This is a genomic window from Xanthomonas sp. NCPPB 3200 (assembly GCF_056393585.1).
In genome coordinates this window covers 2,332,147-2,357,675 of sequence record NZ_CM150785.1, presented here as the reverse complement: position 1 = coordinate 2,357,675, position 25,529 = coordinate 2,332,147, and the positions used below count along the sequence as shown (strand labels likewise).

The 25,529-nt window shown below is 65.4% G+C and carries 21 protein-coding genes; 16 read left to right on the top strand and 5 right to left on the bottom strand.

The window, feature by feature from the left end; all coding sequences use genetic code 11:
- Positions 1–48: 48 nt before the first annotated feature.
- Both AC06DU_RS10280 and AC06DU_RS10275 read left to right on the top strand, forming a co-directional pair.
- A complete protein-coding gene (locus AC06DU_RS10280; protein ID WP_180968744.1) occupies positions 49–1,326 on the top strand; it encodes a methyl-accepting chemotaxis protein in 1,278 nt (425 codons plus the stop codon).
- 84 nt (positions 1,327–1,410) lie between these two features.
- Entirely contained in the window at positions 1,411–1,695 is a 285-nt protein-coding gene (locus tag AC06DU_RS10275; protein WP_047128680.1) for a hypothetical protein, read from the top strand.
- An 894-nt stretch (positions 1,696–2,589) separates the two neighbouring features.
- On the opposite strand, the gene AC06DU_RS10270 is transcribed toward AC06DU_RS10275, so the two are convergent.
- Positions 2,590–5,376 carry a sensor domain-containing protein gene (locus AC06DU_RS10270; RefSeq protein WP_326520108.1) on the bottom strand — a complete coding sequence of 929 codons (2,787 nt, stop codon included), beginning with the start codon at positions 5,374–5,376 and terminating at the stop codon, positions 2,590–2,592.
- 120 nt (positions 5,377–5,496) lie between these two features.
- Between AC06DU_RS10270 and AC06DU_RS10265 the strand changes: the two genes are divergently transcribed.
- Complete coding sequence (locus AC06DU_RS10265; protein ID WP_081008513.1) at positions 5,497–7,629, top strand: sensor histidine kinase; 2,133 nt, start codon at positions 5,497–5,499, stop codon at positions 7,627–7,629.
- A 3-nt stretch (positions 7,630–7,632) separates the two neighbouring features.
- Positions 7,633–9,354: an EAL domain-containing protein gene (locus AC06DU_RS10260; protein WP_016901733.1), complete on the top strand. Its 1,722-nt coding sequence runs from the start codon at positions 7,633–7,635 to the stop codon at positions 9,352–9,354.
- A gap of 156 nt (positions 9,355–9,510) precedes the next feature.
- Here AC06DU_RS10260 and AC06DU_RS10255 read toward each other — a convergent pair whose 3' ends face one another.
- The 4 genes from AC06DU_RS10255 to flgA all read right to left on the bottom strand — a co-directional run bounded on the left by AC06DU_RS10255 (position 9,511) and on the right by flgA (position 12,256).
- Positions 9,511–10,737, bottom strand: a complete 1,227-nt coding sequence (locus tag AC06DU_RS10255) for an ATP-binding protein (RefSeq protein WP_102581687.1) — start codon at positions 10,735–10,737, stop codon at positions 9,511–9,513.
- 148 nt (positions 10,738–10,885) lie between these two features.
- On the bottom strand, positions 10,886–11,218 hold the full coding sequence (locus tag AC06DU_RS10250; RefSeq protein WP_024939614.1) for a hypothetical protein: 333 nt from the start codon (positions 11,216–11,218) through the stop codon (positions 10,886–10,888).
- 15 nt (positions 11,219–11,233) lie between these two features.
- Positions 11,234–11,545: a flagellar biosynthesis anti-sigma factor FlgM gene (flgM, locus tag AC06DU_RS10245; protein ID WP_016901729.1), complete on the bottom strand. Its 312-nt coding sequence runs from the start codon at positions 11,543–11,545 to the stop codon at positions 11,234–11,236.
- Between the two features lie 66 nt (positions 11,546–11,611).
- Positions 11,612–12,256, bottom strand: a complete 645-nt coding sequence (gene flgA / locus AC06DU_RS10240) for a flagellar basal body P-ring formation chaperone FlgA (RefSeq protein ID WP_024939613.1) — start codon at positions 12,254–12,256, stop codon at positions 11,612–11,614.
- Between the two features lie 332 nt (positions 12,257–12,588).
- Between flgA and AC06DU_RS10235 the strand changes: the two genes are divergently transcribed.
- The 12 genes from AC06DU_RS10235 to flgL all read left to right on the top strand — a co-directional run bounded on the left by AC06DU_RS10235 (position 12,589) and on the right by flgL (position 25,269).
- Complete coding sequence (locus AC06DU_RS10235; RefSeq protein WP_016901727.1) at positions 12,589–13,533, top strand: chemotaxis protein CheV; 945 nt, start codon at positions 12,589–12,591, stop codon at positions 13,531–13,533.
- A gap of 349 nt (positions 13,534–13,882) precedes the next feature.
- A complete protein-coding gene (gene flgB / locus AC06DU_RS10230) occupies positions 13,883–14,284 on the top strand; it encodes a flagellar basal body rod protein FlgB (protein ID WP_024939612.1) in 402 nt (133 codons plus the stop codon).
- A gap of 3 nt (positions 14,285–14,287) precedes the next feature.
- Complete coding sequence (flgC, locus tag AC06DU_RS10225; protein WP_005914451.1) at positions 14,288–14,695, top strand: flagellar basal body rod protein FlgC; 408 nt, start codon at positions 14,288–14,290, stop codon at positions 14,693–14,695.
- A 37-nt stretch (positions 14,696–14,732) separates the two neighbouring features.
- Positions 14,733–15,404 carry a flagellar hook assembly protein FlgD gene (locus AC06DU_RS10220; RefSeq protein ID WP_016901725.1) on the top strand — a complete coding sequence of 224 codons (672 nt, stop codon included), beginning with the start codon at positions 14,733–14,735 and terminating at the stop codon, positions 15,402–15,404.
- Between the two features lie 31 nt (positions 15,405–15,435).
- Positions 15,436–16,659: a flagellar hook protein FlgE gene (flgE, locus tag AC06DU_RS10215; protein ID WP_016901724.1), complete on the top strand. Its 1,224-nt coding sequence runs from the start codon at positions 15,436–15,438 to the stop codon at positions 16,657–16,659.
- 150 nt (positions 16,660–16,809) lie between these two features.
- Positions 16,810–17,565 (top strand): flagellar basal-body rod protein FlgF, encoded by a 756-nt coding sequence (flgF, locus tag AC06DU_RS10210; RefSeq protein ID WP_005921307.1) that lies wholly within the window; start codon positions 16,810–16,812, stop codon positions 17,563–17,565.
- 787 nt (positions 17,566–18,352) lie between these two features.
- On the top strand, positions 18,353–19,138 hold the full coding sequence (gene flgG / locus AC06DU_RS10205; RefSeq protein WP_016901723.1) for a flagellar basal-body rod protein FlgG: 786 nt from the start codon (positions 18,353–18,355) through the stop codon (positions 19,136–19,138).
- 38 nt (positions 19,139–19,176) lie between these two features.
- Positions 19,177–19,869 (top strand): flagellar basal body L-ring protein FlgH, encoded by a 693-nt coding sequence (gene flgH / locus AC06DU_RS10200; protein ID WP_016901722.1) that lies wholly within the window; start codon positions 19,177–19,179, stop codon positions 19,867–19,869.
- Between the two features lie 10 nt (positions 19,870–19,879).
- A complete protein-coding gene (locus tag AC06DU_RS10195) occupies positions 19,880–20,998 on the top strand; it encodes a flagellar basal body P-ring protein FlgI (RefSeq protein ID WP_039521506.1) in 1,119 nt (372 codons plus the stop codon).
- A gap of 1 nt (position 20,999) precedes the next feature.
- Positions 21,000–22,178 carry a flagellar assembly peptidoglycan hydrolase FlgJ gene (gene flgJ, locus AC06DU_RS10190; protein ID WP_102252098.1) on the top strand — a complete coding sequence of 393 codons (1,179 nt, stop codon included), beginning with the start codon at positions 21,000–21,002 and terminating at the stop codon, positions 22,176–22,178.
- An 11-nt stretch (positions 22,179–22,189) separates the two neighbouring features.
- A complete protein-coding gene (gene flgK, locus AC06DU_RS10185; RefSeq protein WP_047128676.1) occupies positions 22,190–24,064 on the top strand; it encodes a flagellar hook-associated protein FlgK in 1,875 nt (624 codons plus the stop codon).
- Positions 24,064–25,269 carry a flagellar hook-associated protein FlgL gene (gene flgL, locus AC06DU_RS10180; protein WP_024939609.1) on the top strand — a complete coding sequence of 402 codons (1,206 nt, stop codon included), beginning with the start codon at positions 24,064–24,066 and terminating at the stop codon, positions 25,267–25,269. The genes flgK and flgL overlap by 1 nt, the downstream gene beginning before the upstream one ends.
- Positions 25,270–25,529: the final 260 nt, after the last annotated feature.

Here is a 25,529-nt window from a genome sequence, read left to right as displayed (position 1 = left end):
CCCGGTGTGCTACACGCGCTGGCGGTCGCTGGCGCGTGTCAACGAAGCTTGAACGGGCGAGACGATGTGGCGATCGTCGCTAAAGACAAAGGGGGTACGGCCGATACAGCAACCGTGACTCTGCCGAGAACGCCCATGTATTCACGTCCACTTATCCGTCTGGCCGCCCCTTTGGCCCTGACCTTGCTGTTTCCCTTCGCTGTCGGATTCGACTGGCCCGCTTCGGTGCGCTGGGCGATCCTGGCGACCATGACGCTCAGCTGGCTCGGTTTCGCTGCCTGGGTGACCTACTCCCAGTTCCGGCGTCATCCGGACCAGACCCGCATCCTGCGCGAGCAGGACCAACTGCTCAACGAACTGCGTACGTTCGTCAGCAACGAAGTCGACGGATCGCGCTCGGAAGTCGAGCGTGCCCGCGAACTGATCCGCCAGGCCGTGTCCGGTCTTGGTGGCAGCTTCGAAGCGATGAACCGCAAGTCGCGCCAGCAAAGCCAGGCATTGGCCCGCATCGTCGACCGTGCCGGTGACGACGGCAGCGCCGGTGTCGACGTCGCCCGCTTCGCCCAGCACGCCAGCTCCCGCATGGAGCAGTTGGTGGAAGCGCTGGAACAGGTGAGCGGCCAAAGCACCAACACCGTGCATCACATCGATGAGATGGCGCAGCACCTGGATGGCATCTTCGCGTTGCTGGAAGACGTCAAGTCGATCGCCGACCAGACCAACCTGCTGGCATTGAACGCCGCCATCGAAGCAGCCCGTGCCGGTGAAGCCGGTCGCGGCTTCGCGGTGGTCGCCGACGAGGTGCGCAATCTGTCCGAGCGTTCCACTACCTTCAACGAACAGATCCGCAAGCTGGCACACAGCTCCAAGGAATCGATCGCCAAGGTGCGTGAAACGGTCTCGCAGCTGGCCTCGCGTCACATGGATCGCTCCCGCGAAGCCCGCCACGAATCGGCGGCGATGCTGGAGAACGTCGCGCAGATCAATGCCTCGTTGGGCGACGGCATGCGCGAAATCTCCGAATGCGCGCGCTCCATCGACGGTAGCGTGGCCGAAGCGGTGCGTGCCCTGCAGTTCGAGGACATCGCCACGCAGACGCTGAGCGGTATCCATACCCACCTCGATCGCCTCACCGCGATCAACCGTGAAGCGGTGGCGCTGCAGGAACTGCTGCATCGCAATGGCGGCGTGTACGACAGCGATCTGGTCGCCGCGCTGGCCAAGGTGTCCAACCGCCTGCGCGACATGCGTGTGGAATGGGAGCGTCCGCCGCACAAGCCGGTGGCGCAGCAAGGCATGGGCGCCGGTACGGTCGAGCTGTTCTAAGACCGATGCCACGCACTGTCTGATTTCCGACATTCCCCGGCCTTCCGGGGATTTGTCGTTCCGCAACAACCTGGTATTCCGCTGATGACGCTCCTTGCCCCGCCCACCGATGCACCCACGGCCGTGCTGGAATCAGCCGCGCTGGCGGCTGCACACGCCCAGCGCATTGCGCAAAGCGACGCTGCCCGGCCCGCGCTGCGCAGCGTACGCATGCCGGCCGCGCTGGAACGGCTGGAGCGTGCCGCGCGTGCGGAAGTGCAGGCAATGCAGCACCCGCGCCGCAGCTGCAGCGAAGAAGAACTGCTGTTCGCGACCGTGGCCTGGGATCTGGGCCTGGATGGCGCCGCTGTGGACGTATCCGGACGCTGACGTTTCTGTGCGACAGCGGGGCGTGCCTCGGCAGGCGCCCCGCTGGCTGTATTCACTGCCCGACCTGTGGCGTTTGTGCATCAGGCCGTGCCACCCGGCGTGGCGCCGAACACGCAATGCCGTGCGATTGCAGCAACAGGGTGAGGTCTCCCCTGCCCGTCTGCTCGAGCACTTCTACGACATAACGCAACACGTCAATCGGATGATCTGCGGCCTGGCTGCAGGGCCCTTGCCTGCCTACTGTCGCTGGTCATACCTTGAATCCATTCTCGAAATCGCTTGAGCTGCATCCATGCCGCTCAAGGTCCCGCGATGATGAGCGGGCTGCACCGGCACGACGCTACTTTTGCCCAGAATCCCGGCGTGTACCTTTTCGGTCGTCTGGCGGGTGATGGATCAGGTGTAGAGCGCCTAGCCTTGCAGGTTGGCTGCGAGGCCCTTACCCGCCCACCATCGCAGGACACGCCGCAAGTACGTCCGTGTAGGCTCTTACGCGGCATCCATGCCGCGTAAGGTCCCGCGACGGTAGGCGGACAAGGACCAGTCGAGATTGTCGGTGTGTGTAGTTGCAAGCAGAGCATGAGGTGCATTGTTCGGATCACCTTGCGTCCGAAAATCTTCCTCATGCAAGCCGAATAACAGGCAGGCTTTCGACAGGCAGGCTATGGACTTCTCAAAGTCTCAAGGCCTTGCAATATGTGTGTTTTTGTCAGGCCACCGACCAACTCTCTGGTGCAGTGCCCCTGCCGGTTGCTGGAACCCGGGGCGCCTCCATGGATGGATTTACGGCGTGTCGCGCAAGTGGTGAGGGCATCGCGCCCTCGACTCACTGAGCTTTTGACCGGCGCATTTCAACAGCCGGGCGGGCGACGCCGGGCGCTGCGACAGATTGCGTCAGCTGGCGATGACCAGGCGCGCGCCTAGGCGCATGCCGGCTTCGGCTTCACGCAGCCACTGCGCCATGTCGCGCGGCGACAGCGGCCGCGAGTAGAAGTAGCCCTGGATTTCGTCGCAGCCCTGCTGGCGCAGCAATGCGTCTTCCTGCACCGTTTCCACGCCTTCGGCGACCACCTGCATGCCCAGCGCATGGCCCAGATGCACGATGGCCTGGGTCACTTCGGCGGTGTTGGCGTCGTCGAGCATGCCTTGCACGAAGCTGCGGTCGATCTTCAGACGCTGCACCGGGAAGCGGTTGAGGTAATGCAGGTTGGAGAAGCCGGTACCGAAGTCGTCCACCGCCAACAGCACACCATTCTGCTCAAACAGCTCGAAGCAGCGGCGCAGCGAGTCGGAATCGCGGATCAAGGCCGATTCGGTCAATTCCAGTTCCAGGCGCGATGGCGACCAGCCGTTGTCGCGGCAGATTTCCAGTACGCGCTCGGCAAAACCGCGCTCGCGCAGCTGCACCGCAGAGACGTTGACCGCGATGCGGCTGAAATTGAGTCCGGCGCGATCCCAGACCACGGCCTGGCGGCAGGCCTCGCCGATCACCCATTCGCCCAGGCGCACGATCTCGCCGCACTCCTCGGCAATCGGAATGAACTCGACCGGGCTGCACTGGCCATGGCCGGGGCGATTCCAGCGCATCAGCGCTTCGATCGCCGGCGAGGATTCCCCCACCGTGTTGACCAGCGGCTGATAGACCAGGGTGAACTCTTCGCGTTCCAGCGCACCCTGCAGCGCGTGTTCCAGCTCCAAGCGGCGCTGTGCACGCATCAGCACGTCCTGGCTGTAGTAATGGAAGGTGTTGCGGCCCGATTCCTTGGCTGCATACATCGCCGCATCGGCGGCGCGCAGCAGGCTGTCGAAATCCGACAGGCCTTCACCTTGCAGCGCGATACCGATGCTGGCACCGAGCTTGAGGGTGACGTGGTCCTTGCGCAGCGGCTCGCCGAGCGCGCTGATCAGCTTGCGCGCTACGTGGCCGGCGTCTTCCGGTTCGGAGAGATCGCGCAGCAGCACGATGAATTCGTCGTCGCTGAAGCGGCCAAACAGGTCGCTGTTGCGCAGATGCTGGTGCAGGCGTGCGGAAGCCAGCTTGAGCAGATTGTCGCCGGTGGCGTGACCGAACGAATCGTTGATGCTCTTGAAGCCATCCAGATCGATCAGCAGCATCGCCAGTACCTGGCCGCGCTCGTGCGCTTCGCGGATCGCGTTCTCTGCCTGCTCGCGCAGCAGGAAGCGGTTCGGCAGACCGGTCAGGCGATCGTAGTGGGCCAGCAGCTCGATGCGCTCGTTGGCTTCGCGCTCGCGGGTGACGTCGCGGAACAAGGCGACGAACCGCGGCGGCAGGCCTTCGCGACGATCCAGCTCGATCAGCACCTGTACCCAGATCCGCTGGCCGGAGTTGCGGTAGAAACACAGCTCCAGCTGTTCGGGCAGGCCGCCGTCGGAGATACGCAGCAGCGCCGCCTCGAAGGCGTCGCGCGAATCCTGCGTGTACAGCGACAGCGCCTGCTCCAGGGTGATGTTTTCCTTGCGCAGGCCATGGATGCGGTAACACTCCTCGGTCCACTGCATGCGCCGGGTGTCGACCTCGATCTCGCAGCCGCCGATCTTGCCCAGCGCAGACACGCGGTTGAGCAGCTCGGTGCGCCAGCGAATCAATGCATCGGTCTGGCGCTGCTCGGTGACGTTCTGCAACTGGCCGAGCAGACGCACCATGCCGCCATTGCCGTCGAACACCGGCTGTGCCCAGACCCGCAGGTGATGCGGATTGACGCCGGCAAGCCCGTTGATCTCCAGCTCGAAATGCACCGGCAGGCCTTCGTGCTTGATCTTGCGCCAGGCACTGCGCAGATGCGCGACCGACGGCCGGCCCAGCAGGCGCAGGATGTCGCGAATACCCTGCAGGCGCTGCTGGGTCATGCCGAGCTGTTGCAGGAAATCCGGCGACACCCACAGCGTGTCCTTGAGCGTGTCCCAGCTCCAGCTGCCCATGCTGGCGATGCGCTGGGCCTCTTCGAGCTGGGCCTGCTGCTCGCGCAGCTGCTGCTCGAGCAACTTGTGGTGGTGCACATCGGTATGCGTGCCGACCATGCGCAACGGGCGGCCGTCGGCGGTCCGCGACACCACGCGGCCGCGATCCAGGATCCAGCGCCATTGGCCGTCGTGCTGACGCAGGCGGAATTCGGCGGTATAGGTATCGGTACGGCCGTCCAGGTGCGCCTGCACGGCCGCACTGACCAGCGCGTGGTCGTCGGGATGGATCAGCCCGGACAACGCGGTGAGATTGTTCGGCAGCGGCTGTTCGGAATATCCGAGCATGCGGGTCCAGCGCTCGGAGCGGTAGACCACATCGGCTGGAATGTCCCAGTCCCACAGTCCGTGATCGGCGCTGTCCAGGCCAATTTCCCAGCGGCTGGTACCGTCGGCGCCCATCGGCTCGGGAATGCTCAGGGTGAAGGCCATGACCTGGCCGTGTTCGTCGCTGACCGCGCGCAGCCAGCCCTCCAGACGCCCGCCACCGGTACCCGGCAGCACGCAGGCGGTCATGCCGCCGCTGTTGGCCACCTGGGCCCGACTGCTTTCCAGGACTTCGGCATAGGCGCCAAGGGTGGCCGGCAATCCCAACGATTGCGCAACGCGGTTGGCCGCCAGAGGCTGACCATGCGCATCCAACAACACCACCGCCGAGGTCAGCGGGTGCTGCAGCATGCTTGCAATGACGCCTGAGTCCACTCTGGAACACTCCGAAGAATCGACCCCGGCCTTCGGAGTCGCAATGGATAACGGCCGTTTCTCCGATTAGTTGAGGCGTGCGTTTCGGGCTCGACCGAACCGGGACGAGTTGCGGCTAAGATGGTTGCATCGCCAGCACCAAAGGTCGTCCGCGGACCCATGCCTCATCCTGTCGCCGCGCCCGCGTTTTCGTCCGCTCCCGTGTCCCGTCTTCGCCTCGCCGAGCGCCTGCAACAAGGTCTGTGGACCCTGACCGGGCTGTATTTGCTGGTCGGCGTGATCTGGCTGCTGCTGGGCAACCGGCTGCTGCACCTGGCCGGCGCTGCCATGCCGGAACGCTGGTCGGACGCCAGCTTCCTGCTGGTGTCGAGCGTGGTGATCCACTTGGTGCTGCGCCGTTTCGTGGCGCTGATCGTGGAAGAGCACGCGCAACTTGCGCAATCGGAGGCGGTGCTGCAGGCCAAGTTCCTGGCCCTGCCCAGCCCTGCGCTGATCTACGACCTGGCCACGCTGCGCATCCTGGATGCCAACCCGGCAGCGCTGGAATTCTTCGGCTGGGAACGCGACGAATTTCTGCAGCAGACGCTGCAGGCGATCTGGCCCAATGCCGACGGCGCCCGCCTGGAGGAGATCATCGCCCAGATCCGCGCCAAGGGCGACGCCACCTGCACCCTGCACGAGGATCTGCTGACCCGCAGCGGCCCGCGCCATGTCGAGATCCGCAGCAACCAGCTGCATCTGGCCAGCGGCCCTGCCCGCCTGGTGGTTACCGTGGACCGCAGCGAGGAACGCCAGGCACAGCATCTGCGCGACGAGGCGCTGCAGCGGCTGGAAGAGGCGCAGAGCATCGCGCGGCTTGGCTCATGGCAGCTGGATCGCGCGACCGGACTGGGGCGCTACTCGCCGGCGGTGTACCGCCTACTCGGCCGCAGCGTGCCGATGCATCGGCGCGAACATCGGCTGGAAGAACTGCTGACCGCCTCGGATACCGCCACCCAGGCGCGGATCGAACGCATGATCGAGGACATGTGCACCGGTGGCGACGTGCAGATCGATGTGCTGCTGCCGCTGACCGGCGGCGATTCGCAGCCGCGCACCGTGCATCTGCGCGCCGAAAGCGTGACCAACCCGAACGGCGCCCGGCATATCCATGGCACGCTGCAGGACGTCAGCGAGCGCGAGCAGTCGCGCCGCTTGCTGCGCGAGCGCGAGGAGCAGTTCCGCGAGCTGGTCAGGGTGCTGCCCGATGGCGTGCTGATCCTGGCCGACGAGCACGTGATGTATGCCAATGCCGCCGGTTCTGTGCAGTTCGGTTTCCAGGGCGAAACCATCCTGGGCGAGCCGCTGCAGACGCTGGTCGGCGACAGCGACCTGCCGGTGGTGCGCGAGTACCTGCGCGCGGGCAGCGATCGCAACGAGCCGGTGTCCAGCGCACGGGCGATGCGCCGTCGCGATGGCAGCACGTTCTATGCCGGCCTGTCGGCCGGCGATATCCGCTATGGCGGACGCAGCTGCAAATTGCTGGTGGTACGCGACCTGAGCGAACCCGAGCGCATGCGCGATGCGCTGGCTGAGAGCAATGCCGAGTTGCAGGCGATGGCCAAGCGTCTGTTCTCGCTGCAGGAGGACGAACGCCGCGCGATCTCGCGCGATCTGCACGACGACATCGGCCAGGCGATCACCGCGATGAAGCTTTCCGCGCATGCGGCGCTGGACGAGCCGGATCCTGACGCGCGCCGCGAAGACCTGCTGGAAGTGGTGTCGCTGGCCGACAGCACCGTGACCAAGCTGCGTAACCTGTCGATGCTGTTGCGTCCACCGCAGCTGGATGCGCTGGGCCTGGAAGCGGCCCTGCGCTGGCAGGCCTCGATGCTGTTTCGCGCATCGCCGGTGCGGCTGGAGCTGGATATCCAGGCACTGGACGTGCGCCCGGGCAACGAGATCGAGCAGGCGTGCTTCCGGATTGCGCAGGAAAGCCTGACCAACGCGCTGCGCCACGCCTGCGCCGGCGAAGTGCACATGCGGTTGTACTCGATCGACAGCGAGAGCTTCCGCCTGGAAGTCAGCGACGACGGCGATGGCTTCGAACCGGAAGGCCCGCGTGGGCTCGGGCTGATCGTGATGCGTGAGCGTGCGCAAACCGTCGGCGGTGCGCTCGCGATAGAATCAGCACCCGGAGCAGGCACGCGCGTGACGTTGCGCCTGCCCTATCACCCGGTCGGCGAGTCCGTCCACGACGATGGTGGACGTTAAGTCATGTGGAGCCCCGTAATCCCGCCCGGACTGGAAATCGTCAAACCCACCCGCCTGGGCGCGGGCAACCCCGAACTGCTGCATCTGGTGGACGCTGCCGCATCCGGCGGCCCGCCGTTGATGGTGTTCCACATCGATATCGATCACTTCGCCTCGATCAACGAGAACATGAGTGCCGAAGTCGGTGATCAGGCGCTGACGCTGGTGGCGCGCCGGCTGCAGGACTTTCTCGGCACGCGCGGCAAGTTGTGGCGTCATGGCAGCGATGAAATGGTGGTGGTGGCGGTGCGTCGCGAAGACACCCCGCTGCCGGAGGATTTTGCCGAAGAGATCCGCCAGCAGCTGGAACTGCCGCTGTCGGTGCTGCCGTACACCTTGTTCATGACCGGCAAGGTCGGCATCAGCCTGTGCCCGGAACACTCGACCTCGCTGTCGATCCTGCTCGACTACGCCGAAGAAGCCAGCTACCAGGCCGCACGCGAAGGCGGCAATACGGTGCGGCTGTACACGCGCAACTCGACCACCAATGCGCATAGCGAAAGCATCATTGCGCGGCAGATCGTCGATGCGATCCCGCATGGCGAACTGCGGCTGCGCTACCAGCCGCTGGTGAGCGCACGCGACGGCCGCATCGTCGGCATGGAAGCGCTGCTGCGCTGGCAGTCGCCCACGCTGGGCATGCTGGTGCCGGAGCGCTTCATGCGCACCGCCGAGCGCCTGGGGGTGATCGTGCAGATCGGCGAATGGGTGCTGCAGAACGCGGTGCGCCAGGCGCGGCTGTGGCGCGACCAGGGCTTCGACGATTTCAGCATCGCGGTCAACGTCTCCACGCTGCAGCTGTTGCGCCCGGGCTTCTTCAACGAAGTGATGGCGATGCTGCAGACCGCCGGCGTGCCGGCGCAGTTCGTCACGCTGGAGATCAACGAAAGCGCGTTGACCAACAACGTCAACTTCGTCCACGAGACGATGGCCAACCTGCGCAACGAAGGCATCAGCCTGAGCCTGGACAACTTCGGTACCGGCGATTCCAGCCTGAGCGCGCTGGTGCGCTATCCGGTGGACCGGCTGAAGATCGATCGCAGCTTCATCAAGAGCGCGCCGGCCGGCAGCCGCGAGGCGGCGATTGCGCGCGCGATCATCGCGATGGGCCACCAGCTCGGCATGACGGTGATCGCCAACGGCGTGGAGTCGCAGGCGCAACTGGGCTTTTTGCGGCGCAACGATTGCGACATCTTCCAGGGCTATCTGTTCGGCGAGCCGATGTCGGCCGAGTCGGCCGGCATGGCGCTACGCCGCCGCTACCTGCGCCCGGAATCGTTCGCCGAAAGCCGCCCGGACCGTACGCTGCTGCTGCTGGACGACGAAGAAAACGTGCTGCGCTCGCTGGTGCGCCTGTTCCGCCGCGATGGCTACCGCATCCTGGCCGCCGGCAACGTGCGCGACGCCTTCGACCTGCTCGCCACCAACGACGTGCAAGTGATCCTGTCGGACCAGCGCATGAGCGACATGAGCGGCACCGAGTTTCTGGGCCGGGTCAAGATGCTCTACCCCGACACGGTGCGCCTGGTGCTGTCCGGCTACACCGACCTTGCCACGGTCACCGAAGCGATCAACCGCGGCGCAATCTACCGCTTCCTGACCAAGCCCTGGAACGACGACGAGCTGCGCGAGCACATTCGTCAGGCATTTCGCACGCATGATGAGCTGCGTAACGGCAGGGAATAGGGAATAGGGAATAGGGAATAGGGAATAGGGAATTGGTGGAGCAGATCTCTACCGCTTGATTCTCCGGGTGCCAACTCGTGCCTCAAAACCAAAGCACCAGCGCATGCCGCTCTCCCGATTCCCTACTCCCGATTCCCCATTCCCAGCGCGCCAGCGCTACCGCGGCTGCCGCACCGGTAGCACGATCCGGAAACTGGCGCCCTGCCCCGGGACGCTTTCGACGTCGATGCGGCCGTGGTGCTTGTTGATGATGCCGTAGGAGATCGACAGGCCCAGGCCGGTGCCGCTGCCGACCGGCTTGGTGGTGAAGAACGGGTCGAAGATGCGTTGCAGCAGGTCCGGGGCGATGCCCGCGCCGCTGTCCTGGAACTGGATCCAGACATTCTCGGTCTCGTCGCGGCCGGTGGTGACGGTGATCGTGCCGCGCTCGACGATCGCCTGACCGGCGTTGAGCAGCATGTTCATGTAGACCTGGTTGAGCTCGGACGGCAGGCACTCCACCAACGGCAGCTCGGCGTAATTGCGCTCCAGCGTGACCTTGTACTTGAGCTCGTTCCAGATGATGTTGATCGTGGATTCGAGACCGGCATGCAGGTCGACCATCTTCCACGACTCGGACCGGTCCGAGTACGAGAAGTCCTTGAGGTCGCGCACGATGCGGGTGACCCGCTCGATGCCCTCGCGCGATTCGGCCATCAACTGCGGCAGGTCGCGGCTGATGAAGTCGATGTCGGCGCGGTTGCGGATCTCGTCGATCTCCGGAATCAGCGCCTTCGGATCCGGCGCCTGCAGTGCGCGCTCATAGGCTTCGATCAGCGTGAACAGGCTGCGCAGGTATTCCTGCAGGCTGCCAAGATTGGAGTGCACGTAACCGATCGGATTGTTGATTTCATGCGCCACGCCGGCGGCCAGCTGTCCGATGGAGGCCATCTTTTCCGACTGCAGCAGCTTGTCCTGCGCGCCGTTCAAACGCAGATAGGCCTGGCGAAGTTCGGCGTGGCGCTGCTGCAGCTCGCGCTCGTAGTCCTGCTGGCCTTCGATGTTGTGGAACAGCGCCAGGAAGTGCCCGACGCCCTGCTCTTCGTTGTAGTACAGATGCGCGATGACCACGCGATCGGCCACCGGCAGGCTGCCGGTCCAGCTGCCCTTGCTGCGCGCCTGATTGAGCGCATCCGACGGCAGCACCTGCGAGATCCGTTCGCCGAGATTGCGGTCGTCGTCAGGATCTTCCTTGCACAGGCTCTGGCGGGCGATGGCGTTGGCCAGGATCAGCTGTCCGTCGGCGCGGAACAGCAGCACGCCCTCGAGCATCTGGTCGCCGAAGGCGCGCAGCATGGTCGAGGACGGTAACAGGGTTTGATTGAGAAAAAACTTGGCAGTCACGGGACAGGGCGGCGTAGAGGACGCTTCAATATACGCCGAACCGTCCAGGCCTCGTATTGCGCGGGGCCACGCTCTTGCACGCCGGGCAGCTCAAAGCTGTATCACTTGCCTCGTCCAGCCTGCGTGCGCTCGGGCACGCTACGGTGCTTCAGGCCACTGCCAGCGAACGACCGCCGCGCAACACGCTCGATTGGCCCTTGGCGTCGTAGGACGGCGCACTCTCGGTGCGGCCCAGATGACGCAGTGCCCAGTTCACTTCGCGGCGCCGGCGTGCCAGCAGCGCGCCATTGGCGCGATTGGCTTCGGCCAGTTCGCGCAGCCGCTCTTCTTCGCCCTGGGGCATTGCCGCTTCCAGCGCGCGCAGTGCCGACAGCTTGTCCTGCGTATGGCGCATCAACCCATCGATGTCGTTCTCGAGTAATGCCTGGCGTTCGCCGGCCAGCGCATCGCTGAGACGTTGCAGGAACTCGTTCACGTTCATCCTTTGGGTCGGGGATTAGCCCGCCAGTTGCTGATTCAGATCCATCATGCGGCTGGCGATGGCATCCGGGTTGATGGAGTAGCTGCCGTTCTGCAACGCATCCTTCACTGCCTGGACGCGACCGGTGTCGATCGCCGAGGACTGCGACAGCGTGCGCTGCAGGTTCTGCAGGTTGGTCGCCTCACCGGTCAGCTTGACGCTGTCGGTCGGCGGCAATGCGGCGATCGGGGACGCGCGATCTTCACCAGCCGAGGCGATCTTGCTGCTCGTGGCCGCGGTACGAAGGGTTGCAGCGGTCGGTAGATTGCCTTCGATTTTCTGGCTCATGTCGGGAACTCCTCTACAGGTCGTAGGGGATAACGGCATGCCCAAAAAAAACTTTATAGCGATTTTCTATCTGGACACCACAACGGTCCCGCTCGCTTCGACGATCCCCTGCACCACCCTGCGCGAAGAGGAATTCTCCACCGAAACCCGCTCGTTCTCGCCGGCATCGGACAGCGCGCGACCGCTCATGCGCACCTCCAGCCCGCCATTGCGCGCCACCAGCGGCACGGTATCGCCGCGCCGGACCAGCCGCTGGGTGACCAGATCGTTGGCCGACAGCAGCGAGCCGGCCGGCAGGATGCGCCGGGCGGTCTTGCCCACCGCCGCCACCGGATCGGCCAGCACCGCACCGACGATGCGGGCGGCGTCACGCTTCTCGATACTGATATCGGCCAGCGAGATGGTTTCTCCAGCACTGATGCCGCGGCGCAGCACCAGCACATCCTGGTTGCGGCGCACCTTCAGCGGCACGAACAGGCGCCAGCCGGCCGGCTGCGGGCAGGCCACTTCCACCGTATTGGTGCCGGTCGGCTGCGCCTGCAGCGCGATCGGGCAGGCCGGCATGCGCAAGCCCGGATCGAGCGTGGCCTCGGCCTCGGCATCCGGGCCAACGGTGGCCAGCGCCGCAGCGCGGATGGAATCGACAGACTGATAGCTCTGGGCCCAGGCCGGAGCGGCAGCCAACAAGATGACAAGCAGGAGCAGGCGCATGGGACCAGATCCGGAGGGAGACGGAACAGACAGTGCAAGAGGCGTGCCTGTTTTTTGAATCGGGATTCGGGATTCGGGATTCGGGATTCGGGATTCGGGATTCGGGAATGGGGAATCGGCCGGGGGGCCGAGCCCTTGTCGGTCTTCGTTGATGATGTGCGATTTGTTTAGTGACACCGTAGGTACGTCACAGCAGGGGCCTTCGCCTCGGGCTTGCTGCAAAAAGCCCTCCGCTTTTGCGATTCCCCATTCCCGACTCCCAATTCCCGACAGCGCCCCACGCCAGGCTAAAACCGCTCAAGTTTTCCGAGGGCGCTGTCGATATCTGCCCCATGACCCACGATCTGCTCAACCGCATCGACCAGCGCACGCGTCTGGCTGGCCACAACCGACTGGCCCTGCTGCTGTTCCGGCTGGGCGGGCGCCAGCTTTTTGGCGTCAACGTGTTCAAGGTGCAGGAGGTGCTGCGCCGCCCGGAGCTGTTCCAGGTGCCCGGCCTGCCGACCGAGTTCGCCGGCGTGGCCGACGTGCGCGGGCGCTCGGTGCCGGTGCTGGACCTGGGCCTGGCGATCGGCCACCCGGAGCGCGACGCGCACTCGGAAAACGGCCCCGGCTATCTGGTGGTGGCCGAATTCAACCGCTCGGTCCAGGGGTTTCTGGTCAGCGGCGTGGAGCGCATCGTCAATATTGCGGTGGAAGATATCCACCCGCCACCGGAACTGGGCGCCGAAGCCACTTATTTGACGGCGGTGACGCGCTTCCAGGGCGAGTTGATCCAGGTCATCGACGTGGAGAGCGTGCTCGCCGACATCGCCAAGGTCAGCAAGGACGTGCAGCTGGATCCCTCGCTGCAGTTGGTCGCCTACGACCGGCAGTTCCAGGTGTTGGTGGTGGACGACTCGCGCGTGGCGCGCCAGCAGATCCGCAGCGTGCTCGACCAGCTCGGCGTCTCGGCGACCTTGTTGTCCGACGGCCGCCAGGCGCTGGACCACCTCTTGCAGGTGGCCGCATCAGGCGAGAATCCGGCCGACCGCTATGCGATGGTCATCTCCGACATCGAAATGCCGGCCATGGACGGCTACACGCTGACGACGGAAATCCGGCGCACGCCGGGCCTGCAAGGCCTGTACGTGCTGCTGCACACCTCGCTGTCGGGCGTGTTCAACAACGCCATGGTCGAACAGGTGGGCGCCAATGCCTTCGTGGCCAAGTACAGTGCCCACGAGCTGGCCGACTACGTGCTGGCGCGCCTGAAAGTGGTCGCCGAAGCGGCCTGAGCAGGCCAGGCGGCTGCCGGGTCGGAGCCGATGGCAGCGACAAGGCGCTGCGCCGGGCTTCCAAGAGCCCGGCAGCATTGAAGTTGGGGCGGTGTGCGTCAGCCCGCTTTTAAACTGACATCTGCGAAGGCCGGACGTCGCCGGGCAGCCCTGTCGTCATGCCGAACCTTCCGGCCTGGCACGCCTGAGTGAAGCAGCGCCGCGACGGATACGATGTCCATCGCGTTCCCCGGACGGCCAAGCCGCCGTTCGTCGGCAGCTCCGATTGTTCTCGGCGTTCCGCGGCCCGCACCACCTCGATTGGCACAAACATTGCTTTCTCCCTGGTAACACTTCGCGGGAGAGCACCGTGTCCAATTCCATCTCGTCCTTTCTAGGCATCCACGGCGATGCTCTGCCGCTACGCGAGCAGCGCATGAAGCTCATTGCCAGCAATCTGAGCAATGTGGATACCCCTGGCTACAAGGCAAAGGATCTGAATTTCGAGGCGGCGCTCAAATCGGCCGAAGGCGTGCGCGACGGCACCCTGCTGCAGACCACCGACGCCAAGCATTACGAGATCGGCAGCAGTGCCGGACTCAACCCCTTCCAGATCACCCGCGAATCCGACCAGCCCAGCCTGGACGGCAATACCGTCGATCCCGATGCCGAACGTGCTGCCTACGGCCGCGCCGCGCTGGAATACCGCGCCTCGCTGAGCTTCCTCGAATCCAAGGTGCGCTCGATGCTCACCGCGATCACCGGCCAATAAGTCATGAGCAATCTACCCATCTTCGATGTGGCCGGCTCGGCGCTGCACGCGCAGTCGGTCCGCCTGAGCACCATCGCCTCCAACCTGGCCAATGCCGACTCCGTCGCTGGCTCGGCCGAGGCGACCTACAAGCCGATCGAGCCGATCTTCCAGGCCCAGCAAAGTCGCCAGGACCCCAGCCTGACCTCGGTGAACGTCAAGGAGATCACCACCACCAACGCGCCGCCGATCCGTCGCTACGAACCCGGCCATCCGCTGGCCGATGCCGATGGCTACGTGTTCTCGCCGGACGTGGACCCGGTCTCGCAGATGGTCAACATGATCTCGGCCTCGCGCAACTACCAGGCCGGCGTGGAAATGCTCAACACCGCCAAGGAACTGGCGCTCGCCACCCTGACCATGGGTCGCTGACCCTCCTAGCTGACCCTTCCCTTACGGACCCTTTCACATGAGCACGATCGGTAGTGACCTCTACACCAGCCTCGGGCTGACCTCCAGCAGCGCCACAGCGACCAAGAAGAAGGAGGAATCGCTCGGCCAGGCCGACTTCCTCAAGTTGATGACCGAGCAGCTGCAGCACCAGGACCCGCTCAAACCGATGGAAAACAGCGCGTTTCTGGGCCAGCTGGCGCAGTTCTCCACCGTGCAGGGCATCGGCGACCTCAATACCAAAGTCAGCAGCTTCTCGGCGGCGCAGAGCAGCGATCAGGTGCTCAAGGGCGCCTCGCTGGTCGGGCACAACGTGCTGGTGCCCTCCGCACAGCTCGCCATCGATGCCACCAATTCGGCCAAGGGCGTGGTCGCCGCGACCTCGGCCGGCACCGTCAATTTCGAAATCACCGATGCCAACGGCGCCTTCGTCAAACAGCTCAGCGTGCCGGCCAGCGCCGCCGGTGAAGTGTCGTTTGCCTGGGACGGCACCGATGCCAACGGCAACCGCATGGCCGCCGGCAAGTACGGCGTGACCGCCACCCAGACCGACACCGCCGGTTCCAAAAGCAAGTTGTCCACCTATGTCGACGCGCCGGTGGACAGCGTCACGATCGGCTCGGACGGCCTGTATCTCAACCTGACCGGGCTAGGCACTTCCCCGCTCGCCAACGTGCTCCGCGTCAGCTGAGCCGGAAACCGACACTTAAAGGACCTCATCCATGGCTTTCAATACCTCGTTGTCCGGCATCAACGCAGCCAATGCCGATCTGAACGTCACCTCCAACAACATCGCCAACGTCAACACGACCGGTTTCAAGGAATCGCGTGCCGAGTTTGCCGACATGTTCCAGAGCACCAGCTACGGCCTGTCGCGCAACGCGGTGGGTTCGGGCGTGCGCGTCAGCAATGTGGCGCAGCAGTTCTCGCAGGGCAATATCGACCCGACCGGGCGCAGCCTGGACCTGGCGGTCTCCGGCGAAGGCTTCTTCACCGTGACCTCCAACGGCGCCAAGATGTACACCCGCGCCGGCAACTTCCAGACCGATGCCAATGGCTACGTGATCAATCCGCAAGGCGCGCGCCTGCAGGTCTTCGCCCCCAACCCGAGCGGCAACGGCTTCGACGTCGGCCGCCTGTCGGACCTGCAGCTGCTGACCACCGACAGCCCGCCCAAGTCGACCTCCACGGTCAACCTGGCCTTTACCCTGCCCGGCAATGCCACCGCCCCGTCGGTGACACCTTTCAGCCCGGCCGACGACAAGACCTACAGCCACTCCACCGGCGGCATCAACGTCTACGATTCGCTGGGCGTCAGCCATGTGCAGACCTCCTACTTCGTCAAGACCGCCAACCCGAACGAATGGCAGGTGCACAACTACGTGGACGGTGCCGCGGTCGGCGCGCCCACCACGCTGCAGTTCTCCGATACCGGCGCGTTGACCACCCCGGCCAACGGCATCATCACGATGGACCCGTTCACCCCGAGCACCGGCGCCGGCGTGCTGAACATGCAGCTCAACGTCAGCGGCTCGACCCAGTACGGCGAAGCCTTCGCGCTGCGTGACACCCGCCAGGACGGTTATGCCAGCGGCAAGCTCAACGAGATCAGCATCGATACCAGCGGCGTGGTGTTCGCGCGCTACTCCAACGGCGCCGACAAGCCGCTGGGCCAGGTCGCGCTGAGCACCTTCGTCAACCCGCAGGGCCTGCAGTCGCAGGGCAACAACATGTGGGCCGAAAGCTACACCTCCGGTGCCGCCCGCACCGGCGCGCCGGACACCTCGGACCTGGGCCAGATCGAATCCGGCTCGCTGGAATCCTCCACGGTGGACCTGACCGAGCAGCTGGTGAACATGATCGTGGCCCAGCGCAACTTCCAGGCCAACTCCCAGATGATCTCGACCCAGGATCAGGTCACGCAGACGATCATCAATATTCGTTAACGGCTGGGAATCGGGATTGGGGAATAGGGAATCGTAAGAGCTGGCATTGCGTGCATCGGATGCCGGCCTTGCTTCCCTCTTCCAGTCTCCAGCAATCCCGCCTTTGCGATTCCCGATTCCCGACTCTCCATTCCCCAATCCCGGTGCCTCATGGACAAAGCTCTCTACGTTGCGATGACCGGTGCCCGCGCCTCCCTGCAGGCGCAGGGCACCGTGTCGCACAATCTCGCCAACGTCGATACGGTGGGGTTCAAGGCTGCGTTGGCCAATACCGAGGCGTTCAAGATCCAGGGCAAGGGCTATCCGTCGCGGATCGATGCGCTGCATGTGGACCAGGGTTTCGACCGCAGCCAGGGCCACCAGAAGGTCACCGGCAACCCGCTGGACGTGTCGCTGCAGCAGGACCGCTGGCTGGCGGTGCAGTCGCCCGACGGCAGCGAGGCCTACACCCGCAACGGCGAGCTGGCACTCACCGCCAATGGCCAGCTGGTCACCGCCAATGGGCATGCGGTGCTGGATGAGGGCGGCAATCCGATGACGATCCCGCCGCACCAGGCGATGGAGATCGGCAGTGACGGCAGCATCTCGATCATTCCGCAGGGCGAAGGCCCGCAGACCATGGCCATCGTCGGCAAGATGAAGGTGGTCGATGCCCCCGCCGACCGTTTGACGCGGCGCCCGGACGGGCTGATGCGTAACACCAGCACCGACCCGGCGCAGGCGTTTGCGGTGGCCACCGGCAAGACCATCAACAGCGGCATGCTGGAGGGCAGCAACGTGGACGCCGCCGGCGCGCTGGTGGAGATGATCCAGCTGCAGCGGCAGTTCGAAATGCAGGTCAAGATCATCAAGAACGGCGACGACAACGCGCAGTCGGCCAATTCGCTGCTGCGGGTCAGCGGCTAAGCGCCACTGGCGCCCATTGACGCACCGCTGGTTGGCTTGCCGCGCTGTCGAGCACCTGGATGGCGGCCACCCCGTTTGCTGCAGAGCGGCTGGTTTGTGACTTGGCTGCAGGGCCCTTGCCCGCCCACCCTCGCAGGACACGCCGCAAGTACGTCCATGTAGGCTCTTACGCGGCATCCATGCCGCGTAAGGTCCCGCGACGGTGGGCGGGCAAGGACCTGTCGAGATGGTCGGTACGCAGGGTTGCGAGCAGAGCATGCGGTGTGTTGCTTGGATCGCATCGCTTCCGATCCGCTTCCCGATTCAACCCGAGCAACAAGCAGCTTTTCACACGATCACCGCTTCACTCCCAGGTGCGGTGGCCTCGCCGATTGCGGGACCGTGTGGCGGCATGGATGCCGCCACCGAGCCCCCAGGGATGGGTTCACGGCGTGTCCCGCGAGCGGTGAGGCCACCGCGCGCTCGACCAACCAGCCTGTTGACTGCGTCGCAATGCCAGCCGGCAAATCCCGAGAACCCTTCCGCACGCAGCGCTAAGGGTTCACACGTCGCCGAACACATCGCTGACCGGCGACCGATCTGCCGCGCCTGATCTGCCGCGCAGGTGTCCACCGCTTCGGCCTAGCCGCTGCCTGTCCGCCGCCACCCCTGCCCCGCGCAGGCCACCGCAGCCGCTGCGCGTGATCCAGTGCACAGCCGGCAAAAATCCGACGCGGGTTTGGCACGGCACGTGCATATCCCCACCCGTACCCGGAACACATCCCCGGGTCTAACGAGGAATCGGGTCATGAATCAGGCTTTGTGGGTCGCCAAAACCGGACTGGATGCGCAGCAGACGCGCATGTCGGTCATTTCCAACAACCTGGCCAATACCAATACCACCGGCTTCAAGCGCGATCGTGCGGCGTTCGAAGACCTGTTGTACCAACAGGTGCGTGCGCCGGGCGGTTCCACCTCCGCGCAGACGCAGCTGCCGACCGGCCTGCAGCTGGGTACCGGCGTGCGGGTGGTCTCCACCTTCAAGGGCTTCGACCAGGGCAGCCAGCAGCAGACCGGCCGCGCGCTCGACGTGATGGTCAACGGCCGCGGCTTTTTCGAAGTGCAGATGCCCGACGGCACCTCGGCCTATACCCGCGACGGCACCTTCCAGATCAATGCGCAGGGCGAGCTGGTCACCAACAGTGGCTACCCGCTGCAGCCGGGCATCCAGATCCCCGAAGGCGCGCAGTCGCTGACCATCGGCAACGACGGCACCATCAGCGTGACGCTGGCCGGCCAGGCCGCCGCGCAGGAAATCGGCGCGTTGACGCTGACCGACTTCATCAACCCCTCGGGCCTGCAGTCCAAGGGCGAGAACCTGTTCGTCGAAACCACCGCCTCCGGCCCCGCGCAGAACGGCACCCCCGGCCTCAACGGCCTGGGCAACACCGTGCAGGGCGCGCTGGAAGGCAGCAACGTCAACACGGTGGAAGAGCTGGTGAGCATGATCGAAACGCAGCGCGCCTACGAAATGAATGCCAAGGCGATCTCCACCACCGACTCGATGCTCGGTTACTTGAACAACAACGTCTGATCGGCCCGCCGGTCACTGCCCTCTCAGGAATCCACGCCATGTCCCGCCTGCCTTCTCTCTCCTCCCTGTGCCTCGCCATTGCCTGCAGCGCGCTGCTGGGCGGCTGCGTGGCGGCCGGCGATGTGCGGCCGTTCGCCGAACTGGCGCCGATCGTGCCGGTGGTCGCGCCGGTGGCGCAGCCCACCGCCGGTGCGATCTACGCCGCCGGCCCGAGCCTGAACCTGTACGGCGACCGCCGCGCCCGCGATGTCGGCGATCTGCTGACGGTGAACCTGGTGGAAAGCACCACCGCCTCGTCCACCGCCAATACCAGCATCAGCAAGAAGGACGCGACCACCATGGCCGCGCCGACGCTGCTGGGAGCGCCGCTCACCGTCGGTGGCTTGAACGTGCTGCAGAACTCGTTGAGCGGCGATCGCAGCTTCGACGGCAAGGGCAACACCGCGCAAAGCAACCGCATGCAGGGCAGCGTCACGGTCACCGTGATGCAGCGCCTGCCCAACGGCAATCTGGTGATCCAGGGGCAGAAGAACCTGCGCCTGACCCAGGGCGACGAACTGGTGCAGGTACAAGGGATCGTGCGCGCCGCCGACATCGCCCCGGACAACACCGTGCCCTCGAGCAAGGTGGCCGACGCCCGCATCGCTTACGGCGGCCGCGGCGCGATCGCGCAGTCCAATGCGATGGGTTGGCTGAGCCGCTTCTTCAATTCCCGTCTGTCGCCCTACTGAGCCTGCGACCATGAACCTGTCTTCCCTGCCCTTCCGTCTGTTGGCTGCCGCTGTGGCGGTCTGCGCGATCGCCGCGCCGGCCTCGGCCGAGCGCATCAAGGATCTTGCCCAGGTCGGCGGCGTGCGCGGCAACGCGCTGGTCGGTTACGGCCTGGTGGTCGGCCTGGACGGCAGCGGCGACCGCACCAGCCAGGCGCCCTTCACCGTGCAGAGCCTGAAGAACCTGCTCGGCGAGCTGGGCGTCAATGTTCCGGCGAACGTCAATCCGCAGCTGAAAAACGTCGCGGCCGTGGCCATCCATGCCGAACTGCCGCCGTTCGCCAAGCCCGGCCAGCCGATCGACATCACCGTGTCCTCGATCGCCAACGCGGTGTCGCTGCGTGGCGGCTCGCTGCTGATGGCACCGCTGAAAGGCGCCGACGGCCAGGTCTATGCGATGGCGCAGGGCAACCTGGTGGTCGGTGGCTTCGGCGCGCAGGGCAAGGACGGCTCGCGGGTGTCGGTCAACATTCCCAGCGTCGGCCGCATTCCCAACGGCGCCACCGTCGAACGCGCATTGCCGGACGTGTTTGCCGGCAGCGGCGAGATCACCCTCAACCTGCACCAGAACGACTTCACCACCGTCTCGCGCATGGTCGCGGCGATCGACAGCAGCTTCGGCGCCGGCACCGCGCGTGCGGTGGACGGCGTGACCGTGGCAGTGCGCTCGCCGACCGATCCCGGCGCACGTATCGGCCTGCTGTCGCGGCTGGAAAATGTCGAACTGTCTCCGGGCGATGCCCCGGCCAAGGTGGTGGTCAACGCACGCACCGGCACGGTGGTGATCGGCCAGCTGGTGCGGGTGATGCCGGCGGCGATCGCGCATGGTTCGCTCACCGTGACCATCAGCGAGAACACCAACGTCAGCCAGCCGGGTGCCTTCAGTGGCGGCCGCACCGCGGTGACCCCGCAGTCGACGATCACGGCCACCTCCGAAGGCAGCCGCATGTTCAAGTTCGAAGGCGGCACCACGCTCGATCAGATCGTGCGTGCGGTCAACGAAGTGGGCGCCGCTCCCGGCGACCTGGTGGCCATCCTGGAAGCGCTCAAGCAAGCCGGTGCGCTCACGGCGGAGCTGGAGGTGATCTGACATGCGTATCGCAGCCTCGCCCATTGATCTCAACCCGAGCACCAAGGCCGATCCCGCCAAGATCGACAAGGTCTCACGTCAGCTCGAAGGACAGTTCGCGCAGATGCTGGTCAAGAGCATGCGCGATGCGAGCTCTGGCGACCCGATGTTTCCGGGCGAAAACCAGATGTTCCGCGAGATGTACGACCAGCAGATGGCCAAGGCGCTGACCGACGGCAAGGGGCTGGGCCTGTCGGCGATGATCTCCAAGCAGCTGAGCGGCGACACCGGCGGCCCGGCGTTGAATACCTCGCTGAGCACCGCCGATGCCGCCAAGGCCTATTCGCTGGTAGCCGGCAAGCGCGACGCCTCGTTGCCGTTGCCGAGCCGCGATGGCGCGGCGACCGGCGTCGGCGCAAGCACCGGCACCGCTGCAGGCATCGGCGCAGGCGGCCTGGGCGGCATCGGCATGAGCCAGGTGCTGGATCTGATCGCCGGGCGCACCGGCAGCAGCGATGCCGGCAGCGACGATGCGGCCGCGCTGAGCTGGCCCTCGGCCAACGATCGCTGGAGCGATGTGGCGGCCAGCGATGCCGCCGATGCCAACGCCGCGGTCAATGCGAGCGCGGCGAGCAGCGCCGCCGCCAGCCTGGGCGAGCGTACCCCGGAAGGCTTCGTCGCCAAGATCTGGACGCATGCGCAGAAGGCCGCGCGCGAACTGGGCGTGGATCCGCGTGCATTGGTCGCGCAGGCCGCGCTGGAGACCGGCTGGGGCCGGCGTGGCATCGGCAATGGCGGCGACTCCAACAACCTGTTCGGCATCAAGGCCACCGGCTGGAGCGGCGACAAGGTCACCACCGGCACCCACGAATACGTCAATGGCGTCAAAACCACCGAAACCGCCGATTTCCGCGCCTACGGCTCGGCCGAGGAGAGTTTTGCCGACTACGTGCGGCTGCTGAAGAACAACAGTCGTTACCAGCCCGCGCTGCAGGCCGGCACCGATATCAAGGGTTTTGCACGCGGCTTGCAACAGGCCGGATACGCCACCGATCCGGGCTACGCAGCCAAGATCGCGGCGATCGCCAACGGTCCGACCATCGACCGTGCGGTGGCCGCGATCGGCAACGCGGCGGCCGACCTGTCCAACCGCTATGCCAGCACCGCCGAGCCTGCTGGGCTCGGCACCATTCGTCGTTGAGGTAAACGCCCATGTCCATCATGTCCACCGGGACCAGTGCGCTGATCGCCTTCCAACGGGCGTTGTCGACCGTTAGCCATAACGTCGCCAACATCAATACCGAAGGCTACAGCCGCCAACGTGTGGAATTTGCAACGCGCACGCCCACCGACATGGGCTACGCGTTCGTGGGCAATGGCGCCAAGATCACCGACGTGAGCCGGGTGGCCGACCAGCTGGCCACCTCGCGCCTGCTCGACAGCGGCGGCGAGCTGTCGCGGCTGCAGCAGCTGTCCTCGCTGTCCAACCGCGTCGACAGCCTGTACTCCAACACCGCCACCAACGTGGCCGGGCTGTGGTCGAACTTCTTCGACTCCACCAGCGCGGTCTCGTCCAATGCCTCGTCCACCGCCGAGCGGCAGAGCATGCTCGACAGCGGCAACTCGCTGGCCACGCGCTTCAAGCAGCTCAACGGGCAGATGGACAGCCTGAGCAACGAGGTCAACAGCGGCCTGACCTCCGCGGTGGACGAGGTCAATCGCCTGACCCAGCAGATCGCCAAGATCAACGGCACCATCGGCAACAGCATCGACAGCGCCTCGCCGGACATGCTCGACCAGCGCGACGCGCTGGTGTCCAAGCTGGTCGGCTACACCGGCGGCACCGCGGTGATGCAGGACGGCGGCTTCATGAACGTTTTCACCTCCGGCGGCCAGGCCCTGGTGGTGGGAACCACCTCGTCCAAGCTGACCACCGTCGCCGACCCGTATCAGCCGAGCAAACTGCAGGTGGCAATGCAGACCCAGGGCCAGAATGTCAGCCTCAGCGCCAGCTCGCTGGGCGGGCAGATCGGCGGGCTGCTGGAGTTCCGCAGCAGCGTGCTGGAACCGACCCAGGCCGAACTCGGCCGCCTGGCCGTGGGCATGGCCAGCACCTTCAACGCCGGTCACGCGCAAGGCATGGACCTGTACGGCGCGATGGGCGGCAACTTCTTCAACATCGGCTCGCCCACCACCGCCGCCAACCCCGCCAACACCGGCAGCGCGTCGCTGAGCGCCAGCTTCAGCAACATGGCGGCGGTGGATGGGCAGAACGTCACGCTCAGCTTCGACGGCACTGCGTGGAAGGCCACCAATGCCAGCACCGGCTCGGCGGTGCCGCTCAGCGGCACCGGCACCCCGGCCAATCCGCTGGTGCTCAACGGCGTCAGCCTGGTGGTCGGCGGCACGCCGGCCAACGGCGACAAGTTCCTGCTGCAGCCCACCGCCGGGCTGGCCGGCACCCTGTCGGTGGCCATCACCGACCCCTCGCGGATTGCCGCGGCCACCCCGGTCAAGGCCACCGCCACGGTCGCCAACCTGGGCACCGGCAAGATCAGCGACGTCAAGGTCACCAATGCGCAGAACCCGGCGCTGCTGACCCCGGCGTCGGTGGAGTTCATCGACGCCAACCAGTACACCATCGACGGTACCGGCCCGTTCGCCTACACCGCCGGCCAGACCATCAGCGCCAACGGCTGGAGCTTTGCGCTGGACGGCGCGCCCAAGGCCGGCGACACCTTCGGCGTCGGCCCTACCGGTGCCGGCTCCAGCGACAACGGCAACGCCAAGTTGCTGGCCAATCTCGACGATGCCAAGGCGCTCAGCGGCGGCACGGTCACGCTCAACGGCGCGCTGTCGGGCCTGACCACCTCGGTCGGCTCGGCCGCGCGCGCGGCCAGTTATGCCTCGGACGCGCAGAAGGTCATCAACGACCAGGCGCAGGCCAGCCGCGACTCGATTTCCGGCGTCAACCTCGATGAGGAAGCCGCCAACATGCTGAAGCTGCAGCAGGCCTACCAGGCCGCCGCACAGATGATCTCCACCGCCGACACCATCTTCCAAGCCATCCTGGGTGCCGTACGCTGATGACCGACCGTATCTCCACCAGCATGATGTACAGCCAGTCGGTGTCGTCGATGACGGCCAAGCAGTCCCGGCTGAACCAGATCCAGTCCCAGCTCGCCAGCGGGCAGCGCCTGGTCACCGCCAAGGACGATCCGGTCGCCGCCGGCACTGCGGTCGGCCTGGATCGCGCACTGGCCGCGATCACCCGCTTTGGCGAGAACGCCAACAACGTGCAGAACCGCCTTGGCCTGCAGGAAAACGCCCTGTCCCAGGCCGGCGACAAAATGGCGCGCGTCACCGAATTGGCGGTGCAGGCCAACAACTCCTCGCTCAGCCCCGACGACCGCAAGGCGATCGCCTCGGAACTGACCGCCCTGCGCGACAGCATGGTCAGCCTGGCCAACAGCACCGACGGCACCGGGCGCTACCTGTTCGGCGGCACCGCCGATGGCAGCGCACCGTTCATCAAGAGCAGTGGCGGCGTCACCTACAACGGCGACCAGACCCAGAAACAGGTCGAAGTGGCGCCGGACACCTTCGTCAGCGACACCCTGCCCGGCAGCGAAATCTTCATGCGTATCCGCACCGGCGACGGCACCGTGGATGCGCACCCCAACACTGCCAACACCGGCACCGGATTGCTGCTGGACTTCAGCCGCGACTCCAGCACCGGCAGCTGGAACGGCGGCAGCTACAGCGTGCAGTTCACCGCCGCCGACACCTACGAGGTGCGCGACAGCACCAATACGGTGGTCGGCACCGGCACCTACAAGGATGGCGAGGACATCAACGCGGCCGGCGTGCGCATGCGCATCAGCGGCGCACCGGCGGTGGGCGACAGTTTCCAGATCGGCGCCTCCACCACCAAGGACGTGTTCTCCACCATCGACGACCTGGTCGGCGCGCTCAACTCCGACACGCTGACCCAGCCGCAGAAGGCGGCGATGATCAACACGCTGCAGTCGTCGATGCGCGACATCGCACAGGCCTCGTCGAAGATGATCGATGCGCGCGCCTCCGGCGGTGCGCAGCTGTCGGCGATCGACAACGCCAACTCATTGCTCGAATCCAACGAGGTCACCCTCAAGACCACGCTGTCGTCGATCCGCGATCTGGACTACGCCTCGGCGCTTGGTCAGTACGAACTGGAGAAGGCCTCGTTGCAGGCCGCTCAAACGATTTTTCAGCAGATGCAGTCGTCGTCGTTGTTCAACCTGATCCGCTGATTTGCAGCAGAAAACCCGCGTTTTCTGCACTCCTGCGCGCGAGCACTTGCGCAGGCCGACGGAGTTTATTCGTCGAAAGTTATACCAACGCTAAAGATCTACGGGGTGCTGCCGAATAAACCAAACCCCTTGATACACAACGCTTCCGTATTTCGTCCCGCAGCAGAAAGACAGTAAAAAAACACTGGATTTCGCTAAAGGTTCCCGACGCAACGCCGTTATTCATCTCAGCAGCGGCAACGGCCAACTTGATGGCCCCC

Coding starts and splice junctions, on each gene's coding strand:
- flgE (WP_016901724.1), top strand. CDS start 15,436: ATGGCTTTCAATACCTCGTTGTCCGGCATCAACGCAGCCAATGCCGAT.
- AC06DU_RS10260 (WP_016901733.1), top strand. CDS start 7,633: ATGTGGAGCCCCGTAATCCCGCCCGGACTGGAAATCGTCAAACCCACC.
- flgG (WP_016901723.1), top strand. CDS start 18,353: ATGAATCAGGCTTTGTGGGTCGCCAAAACCGGACTGGATGCGCAGCAG.
- AC06DU_RS10275 (WP_047128680.1), top strand. CDS start 1,411: ATGACGCTCCTTGCCCCGCCCACCGATGCACCCACGGCCGTGCTGGAA.
- flgK (WP_047128676.1), top strand. CDS start 22,190: ATGTCCATCATGTCCACCGGGACCAGTGCGCTGATCGCCTTCCAACGG.
- AC06DU_RS10195 (WP_039521506.1), top strand. CDS start 19,880: ATGAACCTGTCTTCCCTGCCCTTCCGTCTGTTGGCTGCCGCTGTGGCG.
- flgJ (WP_102252098.1), top strand. CDS start 21,000: ATGCGTATCGCAGCCTCGCCCATTGATCTCAACCCGAGCACCAAGGCC.
- flgF (WP_005921307.1), top strand. CDS start 16,810: ATGGACAAAGCTCTCTACGTTGCGATGACCGGTGCCCGCGCCTCCCTG.
- flgA (WP_024939613.1), bottom strand. CDS start 12,256: ATGCGCCTGCTCCTGCTTGTCATCTTGTTGGCTGCCGCTCCGGCCTGG.
- flgL (WP_024939609.1), top strand. CDS start 24,064: ATGACCGACCGTATCTCCACCAGCATGATGTACAGCCAGTCGGTGTCG.
- AC06DU_RS10250 (WP_024939614.1), bottom strand. CDS start 11,218: ATGAACGTGAACGAGTTCCTGCAACGTCTCAGCGATGCGCTGGCCGGC.
- flgH (WP_016901722.1), top strand. CDS start 19,177: ATGTCCCGCCTGCCTTCTCTCTCCTCCCTGTGCCTCGCCATTGCCTGC.
- AC06DU_RS10265 (WP_081008513.1), top strand. CDS start 5,497: ATGGTTGCATCGCCAGCACCAAAGGTCGTCCGCGGACCCATGCCTCAT.
- flgM (WP_016901729.1), bottom strand. CDS start 11,545: ATGAGCCAGAAAATCGAAGGCAATCTACCGACCGCTGCAACCCTTCGT.
- AC06DU_RS10220 (WP_016901725.1), top strand. CDS start 14,733: ATGAGCACGATCGGTAGTGACCTCTACACCAGCCTCGGGCTGACCTCC.
- flgC (WP_005914451.1), top strand. CDS start 14,288: ATGAGCAATCTACCCATCTTCGATGTGGCCGGCTCGGCGCTGCACGCG.
- AC06DU_RS10235 (WP_016901727.1), top strand. CDS start 12,589: ATGACCCACGATCTGCTCAACCGCATCGACCAGCGCACGCGTCTGGCT.